The 12,115-nt window shown below is 32.8% G+C and carries 15 protein-coding genes; 3 read left to right on the top strand and 12 right to left on the bottom strand.

All coding sequences use genetic code 11. The features are described 5' to 3' along the window. Positions 1-25: 25 nt before the first annotated feature. The 3 genes from ACWJJT_RS09740 to ACWJJT_RS09750 form a co-directional block, all read right to left on the bottom strand. Positions 26-1,054: a glycosyltransferase family 4 protein gene (locus ACWJJT_RS09740; RefSeq protein WP_462954583.1), complete on the bottom strand. Its 1,029-nt coding sequence runs from the start codon at positions 1,052-1,054 to the stop codon at positions 26-28. 86 nt (positions 1,055-1,140) lie between these two features. Further along, complete coding sequence (locus ACWJJT_RS09745; RefSeq protein WP_462954584.1) at positions 1,141-1,629, bottom strand: deoxycytidylate deaminase; 489 nt, start codon at positions 1,627-1,629, stop codon at positions 1,141-1,143. A gap of 234 nt (positions 1,630-1,863) precedes the next feature. After that, positions 1,864-2,592, bottom strand: a complete 729-nt coding sequence (locus tag ACWJJT_RS09750; protein WP_462954585.1) for an ATP-binding protein — start codon at positions 2,590-2,592, stop codon at positions 1,864-1,866. A 190-nt stretch (positions 2,593-2,782) separates the two neighbouring features. Here ACWJJT_RS09750 and ACWJJT_RS09755 point away from each other — a divergent pair, with 190 nt between their 5' ends. Together ACWJJT_RS09755 and ACWJJT_RS09760 are read left to right on the top strand one after the other, a co-directional pair. After that, a complete protein-coding gene (locus ACWJJT_RS09755) occupies positions 2,783-3,478 on the top strand; it encodes a Crp/Fnr family transcriptional regulator (RefSeq protein ID WP_462954586.1) in 696 nt (231 codons plus the stop codon). 203 nt (positions 3,479-3,681) lie between these two features. Next, complete coding sequence (locus tag ACWJJT_RS09760; RefSeq protein WP_216303359.1) at positions 3,682-4,227, top strand: NADH peroxidase; 546 nt, start codon at positions 3,682-3,684, stop codon at positions 4,225-4,227. Positions 4,228-4,313: 86 nt separating this feature from the next. Here ACWJJT_RS09760 and upp read toward each other — a convergent pair whose 3' ends face one another. From upp to ACWJJT_RS09805, 9 genes are all read right to left on the bottom strand, one after another. After that, positions 4,314-4,943, bottom strand: coding sequence for a uracil phosphoribosyltransferase (gene upp, locus ACWJJT_RS09765; RefSeq protein ID WP_165413055.1), 630 nt, complete (start codon positions 4,941-4,943; stop codon positions 4,314-4,316). Between the two features lie 27 nt (positions 4,944-4,970). Then, positions 4,971-5,420, bottom strand: a complete 450-nt coding sequence (rpiB, locus tag ACWJJT_RS09770; protein WP_462954587.1) for a ribose 5-phosphate isomerase B — start codon at positions 5,418-5,420, stop codon at positions 4,971-4,973. A gap of 74 nt (positions 5,421-5,494) precedes the next feature. Continuing rightward, the gene (locus tag ACWJJT_RS09775; protein WP_462954588.1) at positions 5,495-5,692 is read right to left on the bottom strand and encodes a hypothetical protein; all 198 of its coding nucleotides are present in this window, start codon (positions 5,690-5,692) and stop codon (positions 5,495-5,497) included. A gap of 54 nt (positions 5,693-5,746) precedes the next feature. Continuing rightward, a complete protein-coding gene (locus ACWJJT_RS09780; RefSeq protein WP_462954589.1) occupies positions 5,747-6,793 on the bottom strand; it encodes an L-threonylcarbamoyladenylate synthase in 1,047 nt (348 codons plus the stop codon). Between the two features lie 126 nt (positions 6,794-6,919). Beyond that, positions 6,920-7,648 carry a ZIP family metal transporter gene (locus ACWJJT_RS09785; protein ID WP_462954590.1) on the bottom strand — a complete coding sequence of 243 codons (729 nt, stop codon included), beginning with the start codon at positions 7,646-7,648 and terminating at the stop codon, positions 6,920-6,922. Positions 7,649-8,060: 412 nt separating this feature from the next. Further along, complete coding sequence (gene prfA / locus ACWJJT_RS09790) at positions 8,061-9,137, bottom strand: peptide chain release factor 1 (RefSeq protein ID WP_216303364.1); 1,077 nt, start codon at positions 9,135-9,137, stop codon at positions 8,061-8,063. 130 nt (positions 9,138-9,267) lie between these two features. Next, the gene (gene prmC / locus ACWJJT_RS09795; RefSeq protein WP_462954591.1) at positions 9,268-10,119 is read right to left on the bottom strand and encodes a peptide chain release factor N(5)-glutamine methyltransferase; all 852 of its coding nucleotides are present in this window, start codon (positions 10,117-10,119) and stop codon (positions 9,268-9,270) included. Positions 10,120-10,173: 54 nt separating this feature from the next. After that, positions 10,174-11,082: a DUF1385 domain-containing protein gene (locus ACWJJT_RS09800; protein ID WP_220286865.1), complete on the bottom strand. Its 909-nt coding sequence runs from the start codon at positions 11,080-11,082 to the stop codon at positions 10,174-10,176. Positions 11,083-11,084: 2 nt separating this feature from the next. Next, positions 11,085-11,669, bottom strand: coding sequence for a thymidine kinase (locus ACWJJT_RS09805; RefSeq protein ID WP_462954592.1), 585 nt, complete (start codon positions 11,667-11,669; stop codon positions 11,085-11,087). A gap of 194 nt (positions 11,670-11,863) precedes the next feature. On the opposite strand from ACWJJT_RS09805, the gene rpmE reads away from it, so the two are divergent. Further along, positions 11,864-12,082: a 50S ribosomal protein L31 gene (rpmE, locus tag ACWJJT_RS09810; protein ID WP_462954593.1), complete on the top strand. Its 219-nt coding sequence runs from the start codon at positions 11,864-11,866 to the stop codon at positions 12,080-12,082. Positions 12,083-12,115: the final 33 nt, after the last annotated feature.

Genomic DNA, 12,115 nt, shown 5'->3' on the forward strand with positions numbered 1-12,115 from the left:
AATTTATAACCACATGTTAACTAAATTACTCTTTTTGCTGAAAAATCCCATATTTCCAAGCCACTAAAACTATTATAACCATTACTGATGCTAACAAAAAATACGCCCTTTGATTACTAATTTGCATAGCTATAATGGCAATCCCGCCTAAAACAGCGCTTATAAAATACATGATAATAACCGCTTGTTTTTGGCTGAGTCCCATATCCAAAAGCCTATGGTGCAAATGGCCTTTATCTGCTTGCATCATAGATTTCCCATTAACTTTCCTTCTAATCATAGCGAAAAGAGTATCATAAATAGGTAATCCAAAAGCTAAAATTGGTACTGCAATAACAAAAGATGTTGCAGATTTAATAGCCCCTTCAATTGAAATAGCTGCTAGAAGAAACCCTAGTAATTGAGATCCCGTATCCCCCATAAATATAGAGGCCGGATTGAAATTGTATGGTATAAATCCTAAAACAGCACCGCTTAAGACAGCCGTCAAAAATGCTGCTTCGAGTCTTCCATTAAGTAAAGAAACTATCATTAAGGTAACAGAAGATATAAATGCTATACCTGCTGCTAACCCGTCTAAACCATCTATTAGATTAAAAGCATTAGTCACACCTACAATCCATATTATTGTTACCGGGATGTAAACCCATCCTATACTTAGATAAGGGTAGAATTCTCTAAAAGGATTAGTTACAGTTGATATTTTTATACCTGATGCTAGAAGGCATATAGCCGCTATAACCTGTATTAAAACCTTATATTTAGGACTTAACTCTTTAATATCATCTATAATGCCCCCAATAACAATAACAGTTGCTCCAATAATTATACCTATTTGAGAAGTTGTTAGGATACCGTTATATAAAATTGTTCCTATAACAAAAGATATGTATATAGCGAGCCCTCCCATAACTGGAATAGGCTTATTATGAACTCGCCTTTCATCTTTAGGAATATCTATGGCATTCACTTTTATTGCTAATTTCTTAACTAAAGGTGTAGTTATAAAAGAAATTAAAGCCGTAATTATTGCTAAAATATATCTATTACTCATAAAAAACCTTTCTTTCACAAAAATATTGTTTCTATTTGATAAATAGAAGATTAAACTTTATGAAACTAATTTACAGAATTTCATAATTAATATCCACCATCACCTTGAATTGAGTCATCATTTTCTATCCATTCTTCTACATATACAACATTATATTGCGTTTTGTTATCTCTAATTATAACCTTTTCTATACCCGAATTAATTATAAACCTCTTGCATAAAGAACATGGAGATGCATTTATAACTAATTCACCGCTATTAACCTCTTTCCCAACTAAATACAAAGTCGACCCTAACATATCATTTCTCCGGGCTGATATAATTGCATTTTGCTCAGCATGTACTGATCTACAAAGTTCATACCTTGTACCTCTTGGGACTTTTAATTCTTCTCTTCTACAGACCCCTAAATCACAACAATTCGCTCTTCCTCTAGGGGCTCCTGAATATCCAGTAGACATAATTTCATCATTTTTTACTATTATAGCTGCAAAATTTCTACGTAAACAAGTACCTCGTTCAGATATTGTTTCGCATATATCCAAATAATAATTATGCTTATCAATTCTTTCCATAATTATACCTCGTATAAACATATTTTAATTATGTAGATTAAAAATAAAAAATTAAATTTATAATCTAATAATCAATCACTGTTATTTTACACTAAAACATCGATTATTTAAAGTGTTTAATGAACTATATATGTTAACTTACTATAAAGCACGTCAAGAAAAGCATATATTATATGCCGTCCTGACATGCTTAAGTATTGAAAGAGCGTGGGTTTACTGCCAACTATAGCAACACTAAATTATTACTCCGTTTATACCAATAGTTACCTCTTTGTATGGAACTATTATTCCAGCTCGAAGCATAGCTTCCTTTACAGAATTCACAATACCTGCACAACAAGGCACCTCCATTCTAACTACCGTAATACTTTTAATATTATTATTTTCTAATATCTCTGAAATTTTTTGTCTGTAATAATCATTATCATCCAGCTTTGGGCATCCTATTAATGTTACTCTCTCTTTAATAAATTTCTTATGAAAATCTCCATAAGCATACGCCGTGCAATCTGCAGCAATTAATATATCTGCACCCTTTAAAAATCCTGCCTTTGAATTAACTAGCTTTAACTGTACTGGCCATTGATTTAATTCTGAATCTAGCGGCGAATCATCGTAACTGCTTATTTTAGTTGCCGCTAGTTTAACATTCAAATTCGCATTTCTTTTTATTGATTTTTCCATTGTACCAGGGCATCCACAAGGCGAATTAAGTTTAGCATCATTTTGTTTCTTTTTTATTTCAACGGCCTGTACGTCATACTCTACAGCATCTCTTTGGATTATTTTAATAGCATCTATTGGGCACTCTGGCAGACAATCTCCCAGTCCATCACAATATTCATCGCTTATTAATTTAGCCTTGCCGCTAACGAGCTCTATGGCTCCTTCATGACAAGCATTTATGCATAATCCGCAACCATTACATTTATTTTCATCTATACTAATAATATTCCTTTTCATATTTTAACTCCTCCATTTTTTTATATATTCACATTGATGCCCATTCAAATAAATAACAATTCGTATACTATTTTATTTATCTTCATACAGCTAATTAATTTTTTAATTGACTGTATATGTTAATTATATTAAAATTACTTATACTAATATGTAACTTACGTTACCAAAATAAAAATTCGAGGGTGATTTTATGGATAAACTGGTAAATCATTTAAAACACTGTATTTTATTCAAAGGTTTAACTTGTGAAGAATTGCAAAATTTAATTACAAGTATAAACTATTCGATTTCCGATAACTGCAAAAAATGCACTGAATGTCAAACCTGCATTGTTGCTCTTGAGGGTGAGATCTGCGAATCTCTAGGCATTGTAATTGAAGGTAAACTAGAAGTACAAAAACATTATGCTAGTGGAAAAGTCGTTACCCTTGCAAAATTAGATAAAGGAAAAATTTTTGGAGAAGCAATCGCTTTTTCAGAGACAAATATATACCCAGCTACTATAGTATCTTATAAAGGTTCAATTATACTTTATATTTCAAAAAAAGATATTATAGCTATGTGTAGCTCCTACCCTAAAGTACTAAACAACTTCATGCAATTATTATCAAGTAAAATTCTTTTATTAAATAGAAAGATTAAAGAACTCTCCTTTGAAACCCTAAGACAAAAAATATCTAATTACTTACTTTCTCAATATGAAATTCAAAAAAACTTAGCACTCCTACTTCCTATGTCTAGAAAAAGCCTTGCTGATCATCTAGGTGTACAAAGGCCATCTCTTTCAAGAGAGCTCGTGAATATGAGGGATGATGGCTTAATAGATTTCAACAAGAATTTAATTCAAATAAAAGATTTAGATGGCATTGAAAATATATTAAATTAACCACTTGTCGAATACGCTCGAACTTTTTCCACTAAAAGATATTAAATTTTACTTGATAATTATTATCCGTTAGTGTATAGTAGTAATTGTAGCAAAGGTAAACACATATTTTTTATTTATTTAGTAAATTATATAACTAATATACGAGGAGATACAATTTATAATTGTAATCTTACTCAAAAGAATACGAGGGGGAAATTAATATGAAGAAATTTGTTTGTACAGTATGTGGATATATTCACGAGGGAGACTCCGCACCTAGCGTTTGTCCAGTTTGTGGTGCAAAAAGTGATAAATTTATAGAGAAGACTGAAAATGATATGTCATGGGCAGATGAACATGTAATTGGAGTTGCTAAAGGCGTAGATGCAGAAATTATAGAAGGATTAAGAGCTAACTTTGTTGGAGAATGTACTGAAGTTGGTATGTATTTAGCAATGAGCCGTCAAGCTGATAGAGAAGGCTTCCCAGAAGTTGCAGAAGCTTATAAGAGAATAGCTTTTGAAGAAGCTGAGCATGCTTCAAAATTCGCTGAAATGCTTGGAGAAGTAGTAACCGCAGACACTAAGAAAAACCTTGAAATGAGAGTTGATGCTGAACACGGTGCTTGTCAAGGTAAAAAAGATTTAGCTACTTTAGCTAAAAAACTTAACTATGATGCAATTCATGATACAGTACATGAAATGTGCAAAGATGAAGCACGTCACGGCTGCGCATTTAAGGGATTACTTAATAGATATTTTCAATAAAATTTAATTAAGTAAAAAAAAGCAACTTACAGATAATTTTCTGTAAGTTGCTTTTTAAGTTTTCATATATAAATTGTAATAATTAACTATTTAGTTCCAAATAATCTATCTCCAGCATCACCAAGACCCGGTACAATATATCCTTTTTCATTTAATTTTTCATCAATTGACGCTACATATATATCTACATCTGGGTGCGCCTCCGTAATAGCCTTAATCCCCTCCGGTGAAGCTATAAGACACATAATTCTTATATTTTTTGCTCCTCTTTTCTTAAGAGCTGAAATTGCATCTATTGCAGAACCTCCTGTAGCAATCATAGGATCCGTAACAATTACATCTCTTTCACTAATGTCCTGAGGCAATTTACAGAAGTACTCAACTGGTTGCAACGTTTCCTCATTCCTATACATTCCTATATGTCCAACCTTAGCTGCCGGTATAAGATTTAACATACCATCAACCATTCCCAAACCCGCTCTTAATATAGGTACTATAGCCATTTTCTTTCCAGCCAAAACTTTGCATTTAGTAATACAAATAGGAGTTTCAATTTCTACTTCTTCTAATTGTATATCACGGGTAACTTCATAAGCCATAAGCATTGCAACCTCTGAAACTAACTCTCTAAAATACTTTGAACCTGTATTTTTGTCTCTTATGTATGCCAATTTGTGTTGTATAAGTGGATGTGTGATTTGCGTTACTTTACTCATATGTTATTCCTCCTACTTTTTTATTATTTATTTAGAATATTTTTCCTCAATTTTAGTTATTTTATCAATTCTTTTTTGATGTCTGTCCCCTTGAAATTTTGCATTGATAAAAGCATCTACGATATCCAGGGCTAACCCAGTGCCAATAACTCGCTCGCCAAGAGCTAGTATGTTAGCATTATTATGCTCACGCGTTGCATGAGCGCTAAAAGTGTCGCTGCATAGTGCAGCTCTTATCCCAGGTACTTTATTAGCAGCAATACTTATTCCAATCCCTGTGCCGCATATTAGTATACCAAGTTCAAAATTTTTAACTACTATTTCCTGCGCAACTTTTAGCGCATAATCTGGATAATCACAAGACTCCTCAGTATAAGTACCAAAGTCCGCTACCTGGATGTTTTTACTCTCCAGATGTTTAATAATCTCTTTTTTCAAACTTAAACCACCATGGTCACTACCTAACGCTATTTTCATTACGAAACACCCCCAATATTTTATTATCTAAGATATTATATTACAAAAAAAGAAGATATCGGTATTTAAATAAACTATTTAAATACTATTATCTTCTTTATCTTATCCAATAATAAGAATATATTATTCTTTAATTCACTAAATTTTTTGGAATATACTAAGGCATCTTTAACATATGGGTCTATGATATTTATAGTATATATTTTACTATAAATAGATTCTATCATATAGCTTCTTCGCATTTTCTCATTACAAACATACAATATACCCATAGTTATCCTCCTCATATTCATCTGGAATAGATATCAACTATAAATTGTTATCTACTATACTTCAGTCATATCAAATCCTGCAGATTTCTTAAGCCTATTCATTATAGCAACACCTATACCCTTTTCTTCAAACGCTTCTGATAATATTAAATCTACATCGGTATCATCAAAACTTCTTAAAACTTCAAAAAGATTTTTGCCCACACCCTCTAAGTGCTTTCTGCTTCCTAATGAAATAACAGTGCCGTAAGGATATTTAGCTTTAGTTTCATCTGTTGCTATAATTCCTATTTTTTTATAGCCCATATTAGTCTGCACTATTTCATTAATTTTTGCAACAGTTTTTTCTAAATCTCCACATATAATTTTAACTGGAGATTTTGGTGCATAATGCCTATATTTCATGCCAGGTGCTTTAGGTTTAAAATCGTTCTTTGGTTTAGACATTATATTTTTATCAATATATATTTTCTCATCTATCTCTCTTAACATCTCAATGGTTATAGCCCCCGGCCTTAGTATACATAAAGGGGTACAAGTACAATCAACTATTGTTGACTCAAGGCCTACTTTACTTTTATCTCCCCCTAGAATATACTCTATCTTTCCATTTAAATCTTCAATACAACTTTCTACATCAGTTGGACTGGGTCTGCCAGATATATTGGCTGATGGGGCTGCAATAGGTGTTCCAGCTGCCTCAATAAGTTTTCTTGCAATGAGGCTCGCTGGCATACGTATACCTACAGTATCGAGTCCCGCACTTGTAGTTATAGGGATCAAATTAGACTTATTAAAAATAAGTGTTATTGGTCCAGGCCAGTATCTATTCATAATTTCTTTGGCTATATAGGGTATTTCTTTAACTAAATACTCTATATTAAAATCTGCCACATGCACAATAAGGGGGTTATCCTGTGGTCTTCCCTTAGCCTTAAAAATTTTTTCTACAGCAATCTTATCTAAGGCATTCGCACCAAGACCATAAACTGTTTCCGTAGGAAAAACAACTAATCCGCCTTCAGCTATAACGAGTCCAGCCTCATTAATTACATTTTGTTCAATATTATTTTCATCTATTATTGTTATCTTCGTTTTCATCCTTCCACCCCTTAATTAAATCATCTCCTGCGATGCTGCACATCTTCGAAGAAGATGCATTGACGACTTCAGAAGGAGATTTATACTCCCACTTATAGAAGTGGGAGACTCTCCTTCTGAAATTCATTAAAGCACATTAGTCACTATTAACCCAACTATTATCCCCAAAAGTATCCCCAATGTGTTTGTTATTCCTGACCAGAGCTTTTTAGACTGTGGAATCATCTCTCCGTAAATCACATATAACATGACACCTGACGCAAATGCTAGAGCACCACCTAATATATTTACAGATATGCTGCCAATATAAATTCCTATCCAAGCGCCAATTGCAGTAGGCAATGCTGTTAAAAATGCATAAAATAATATTTTTCTACCCTTTGTTCCCGAAAGCATTAGAGGTGCTGCCACAGCCAACCCTTCAGGCACATCATGTATTGCAATTATAACGCTCATTTTAAGGCCTAAGTTTTCTCCGTTAACAAACCCAAATCCCATTATTAGACCTTCTGGAAAATTATGAATCATTATTCCAATGGCAACCATAAAAGCCACCTTTGTATATTGAGAATTTGCATTGCCACTTAAATTGCTGATTTTGTCTATTGTTACAACAATAATAATTCCTAGGATTAAAAATAATAAGGTTCCTGGCAATCCTGTTTTTTCTGTAGCTTCTGGAATAAGTTCAAAAACTACAATAGAAAGCATAAGTCCTGATGAAAATCCTATAATATTCCCCAAAAATTTTTGTGAAGGTTTGTTCATAATAACACCTAAAAACGCCCCTGTCATAGTACCGATCAAAGCTATTACTCCTGAAAATATGATTATCAAAACAATACTATTATTCAAATTTATACCCCCACTTTTATAGAATTATAATCATATATACTACAATTCCATATGAGAATAAAGTATAGAAGCGTTTAGCTTTATGCTTATTTCCCTATACACTAATTTTATTTGTGTCAGTGGGGGTTTATGCCGCAATCTTTAATTTTTTCTATATCATCAGAAAAGATTGCTTGAACACAATATCTATATAAGTCATCTATTAAAATATATTTATAATCTTTTGTCTATTAATATATTTAGCAATAAAACAAAAATAAAGCACATTGATAGCATTAACATTTGCAGGTCTTTTTTTGCTTTCTAATGGCTTTATTTATATTCATAATTTCACCTTTCACTTATAATAATAAGAGTCCTTATAAAACACAAATCAATATGCTAGTTTATTTACATGTGCCTAGACTAAATTCTAATCATTATTACCCATGGATTTCATCTTTTCTGCTTGATCAGCGGTTATCAAGGTATTTAGCATTTCATCTATATCTCCATCAAGAAAAGATTCTAATCTATACAATGTTAACCCTATTCTATGATCTGTTACCCTTCCTTGAGGATAGTTGTAAGTTCTTATTCTCTCACTTCTATCTCCCGTACCTACTTGACTCCTTCTATCTTCAGCTATTCCTGCCGATCTTTCAGCCTCAGCTTTATCAAACAATCTAGATTTTAATATTTTTAGTGCTTTTTCTTTATTCTTTAACTGAGACTTCTCATCCTGACAAGAAACTACAAGTCCTGTAGGGATATGTGTCATTCTTACTGCTGAATCTGTTGTATTAACACACTGTCCGCCATTACCAGATGCTCTAAACACATCTATCCTTAAATCGTTAGCACTAACTTCAATGTCTACATCTTCAACCTCTGGCAGCACTGCTACAGTAGCCGTAGACGTATGAATTCTTCCGCTCGACTCTGTATCTGGAACCCTTTGAACCCTGTGTACTCCACTTTCGTATTTAAATTTACTATATGTAGATTCACCTTTTATCATAAATACCACTTCTTTGAATCCGCCAATATCAGTTTCATTAGCACTCATTACTTCAACTTTCCATCTATTACGCTCTGCATATCTTGTATACATTCTGAATAGATTTGCTGCAAACAATGCTGCTTCATCTCCACCTGCTCCTGCCCTAATTTCAACAAATACATTTTTATCATCATTTGGATCCTTAGGCAAAAGTAAAATTCTTAATTCTTCCTGCATAGTTTCTTTAGTTTGAGTTAAGTCCTTCATCTCTTCTTGAATCATATCTTTCATTTCTTTATCTGATTCTTCTCTAAGCATTTCTTTGTTTGATTCTAAATCCTGCTTAGCTTTTTTATATATTCTATATTTTGTAACGAGTATTTCCAATTCTGCATGTTCTTTGCATAACTTTTGCCATTCCTTTTGATTAGCTATAACCAACGGGTCGCAAATTTTAATTGAAATCTCATCGTATTTATTTTCTGTAAAATCAAGCCTACCCAACATATTTATCACTCCGTATATATATTTTCACATCATATTATTTTATCACAATTAGATTCAAAATACAAATTGCATCTAGCTAATACACCTTCGTCGAAGCTGTGTATCTCCGCAGGAGATGATTTAACATTTATTACACTAAAATGGCTTTAATGACCCTATCATTCCCAGCCAAATCTTTAATACATTCTATTTTCTTAAATCCTGATTTTAAAAGAATATTGCTAACTTCTTCTCTTTGATCATATCCTATTTCAAAAGCTAAGAGCCCTCCCTTTTTCAAAACCTGTAAACTCTCTTCTGTAATCCTCCTGTAAAAATCTAAACCATCTCTTCCACCACTAAGGGCTATATACGGTTCATATTCCTTTACATCATCCATTAAAGTTGGTATAACATCTTCTCTTATATAAGGTGGATTGGAAACTACCACTTCAAATTTCTTGTTTTGTTCAATAGGAGCTTTCAATAAGTCACTATTCTCCACGTTAACTCTAATAGCCAAGTCAAATCTTTCTATATTCAATTTTGCCACAGTTAAAGCGTCATCAGCTATATCATACAGCGTTACCTTCGTACTTTTAATGAATTCAGCTATGGCTATGCCAATAGCTCCACTTCCACTACAAACATCACACACTTCAGTATAAGCTTTTTCATTTATATGATTAATTACTTCTTCAACTAAAATTTCAGTGTCAGGCCTCGGTATCAAAACTCCTGGCCTTACTATAAAATCCATTCCCATAAATTCGCATTCACCAAGAATGTATTTTATAGGCATTTTACTTTTTCTAATCTGAATTAACCGCGAAAATTCATTTTCCTGCTTTTGATTAAGATTAAAATCTCTATTAAGCATTATGAACAATTTATCCTTATTTAAAACCTTAGCAAGTAAGAGTTGTGAATCCAACAAATAACTTTCAATCTGAACTTTTTTTAAAATTTCATACGATTCTAGAAGTATTTCTCCTATATTCATTTCCTACCACCTTCATTTATGATTACCACGGGATGAATATATTTGTTTTTTATATTAGACACATTCAATACCCTCAGCTACTTTAAGCGCCTTTATTGCCACTTCTATCTGAGACAAATCCGGTTCCCTCGTAGTTAGGTTCTGCAATTTCAGTCCTGGATAAGAAAGGATTTTAGCTAGGGTGCCTGTGCTTTTTCCCATCCATTTAATAATTTCATAGCTTCCACCCGAAATCAAAGGAAGAAGTACTATTCTATACATTATTCTTTCCCAGATTGAATTCCAACCAGTTAAAGAAAACATTATTATACTAACTATCATAACTAAAAACAAAAAATTCGTACCACATCTTGGATGCAGTCTTCCAAACTTAGCTGCATTCTCTGGAGTTAATTCAACATTGTTTTCATAACAAAATATAGTTTTATGTTCTGCGCCATGGTATTGATATACCCTCTTGATATCTTCCATTTTTCCTATTAAATATACGTATATTAAAAATATTAAAACTCTAATAATTCCTTCTACAATATTCATACCCATTGTGCTTGCGCCCACCTTACTAAAAAGACTAGCTACAAGAGTTGGTAAAATAAAAAATAACCCTATAGATATAATCAATGAAATGACGAGAGATATCCCCACAATTACATCATTGCTTTTTTCCTTGAATACTTTTTTTATCCATTTATCTAATTTTGAAGGTTCTTCCTCTTCTTCAAAAAAAGAAGCTGAATAATTTAAAGTTTTTACACCTATAACTAAAGACTCAATTAAAGAAACAAACCCTCTTATTATTGGAAGCCCCAAAATTTTATTTTTTTTAGTGTAAGCTGTGTATCCTTTTTTCTCCACTACAATTTCCCCTTGCTCAGTTCTCACCGCGGTGGCAATTCCCGCGCTTCCTCTCATCATAACCCCTTCAATTACTGCCTGACCTCCGACATTTATGTTTTTAGCCATAGTTACACCCCTTCTTTTGGGACAATGTGACACTTTCTACATCGCGCTTCATAGGATTCCGTAGCTCCAATTAAGACAATGGGATCTTCATATTTAGCCGGTTTCCCATTAATTAAACGTTGAGTTCTAGTAGCCGGATTGCCACACACTACACAAATAGCCTGAATTTTGTCAACAAATTCCGCCACAGCCAGAAGTGTAGGTATCGGTCCGAAAGGTATCCCTCTAAAATCCATATCTAAACCCGCACATATAACCCTTTTATTGCTATCAGCTAAGGTAGTGATTACATCAATTATACCCTTATCGAAAAACTGTACCTCATCTATAGCAATAACTTGTGTATCTGCATCCAAGAGCTGCAACATCTGTGCGCTATTCTTAACCGGAACTGCATCTACCTTAGTTCCGGAGTGAGACACCACGTCTCCCCTGCTATATCTATTGTCAATTTCAGGTTTGAAAACCTGCACTTTCTGTCTTGCAATTTTAATTCTTCTTATCCTACGTATAAGTTCCTCAGACTTCCCGCTGTACATAGGCCCTATAATAACTTCCACCCAGCCATGATTTTTTGGTCCGTACATATTTTTCCCTCCAATTTGTTAATCCATGTTTTAAAAGCACAGCTTTAAGTATGCCTTATAATTCTATGGCAAATCTTACACATGTTTTTTTACTTTAATATATTTTTATTCTTATTGACTTAATTATTAATTATATGATAAAATTAAAGAGTTGACAATACGGGTATATATTTTTTTTGAAAGAGGTGAAAAATATGCAAGAAGCAATACATCCAGAATACCATCATGACACAGTTGTTAAATGCGCATGTGGAAACACTTTTATTACAGGATCTACTAAACAAGAACTTAAAGTAGATGTATGTTCTAATTGCCATCCATTCTACACTGGTAAGCAAAAGAATATTGATGCCGGTGGAAGAGTTGATAGATTCATGAAGAAATTTAACATAAAAAATGAAGATGCAGAATAATATATTAATGGAAAAGATTTAATTATCTTTTCC

This window comes from Clostridium sp. CM041, assembly GCF_055081035.1.

Bases quoted from the DNA above. Each gene is read 5' to 3' on its own strand.
- rpmE (WP_462954593.1), top strand. From the start codon at position 11,864: ATGCAAGAAGCAATACATCCAGAATACCATCATGACACAGTTGTTAAA.
- upp (WP_165413055.1), bottom strand. From the start codon at position 4,943: ATGAGTAAAGTAACGCAAATCACACATCCACTTATACAACACAAATTG.
- ACWJJT_RS09745 (WP_462954584.1), bottom strand. From the start codon at position 1,629: ATGGAAAGAATTGATAAGCATAATTATTATTTGGATATATGCGAAACA.
- prmC (WP_462954591.1), bottom strand. From the start codon at position 10,119: ATGAATATAGGAGAAATACTTCTAGAATCGTATGAAATTTTAAAAAAA.
- prfA (WP_216303364.1), bottom strand. From the start codon at position 9,137: ATGTTGGGTAGGCTTGATTTTACAGAAAATAAATACGATGAGATTTCA.
- rpiB (WP_462954587.1), bottom strand. From the start codon at position 5,420: ATGAAAATAGCGTTAGGTAGTGACCATGGTGGTTTAAGTTTGAAAAAA.
- ACWJJT_RS09750 (WP_462954585.1), bottom strand. From the start codon at position 2,592: ATGAAAAGGAATATTATTAGTATAGATGAAAATAAATGTAATGGTTGC.
- ACWJJT_RS09805 (WP_462954592.1), bottom strand. From the start codon at position 11,669: ATGTACGGACCAAAAAATCATGGCTGGGTGGAAGTTATTATAGGGCCT.
- ACWJJT_RS09800 (WP_220286865.1), bottom strand. From the start codon at position 11,082: ATGGCTAAAAACATAAATGTCGGAGGTCAGGCAGTAATTGAAGGGGTT.
- ACWJJT_RS09740 (WP_462954583.1), bottom strand. From the start codon at position 1,054: ATGAGTAATAGATATATTTTAGCAATAATTACGGCTTTAATTTCTTTT.
- ACWJJT_RS09780 (WP_462954589.1), bottom strand. From the start codon at position 6,793: ATGAAAACGAAGATAACAATAATAGATGAAAATAATATTGAACAAAAT.
- ACWJJT_RS09775 (WP_462954588.1), bottom strand. From the start codon at position 5,692: ATGGGTATATTGTATGTTTGTAATGAGAAAATGCGAAGAAGCTATATG.
- ACWJJT_RS09755 (WP_462954586.1), top strand. From the start codon at position 2,783: ATGGATAAACTGGTAAATCATTTAAAACACTGTATTTTATTCAAAGGT.
- ACWJJT_RS09760 (WP_216303359.1), top strand. From the start codon at position 3,682: ATGAAGAAATTTGTTTGTACAGTATGTGGATATATTCACGAGGGAGAC.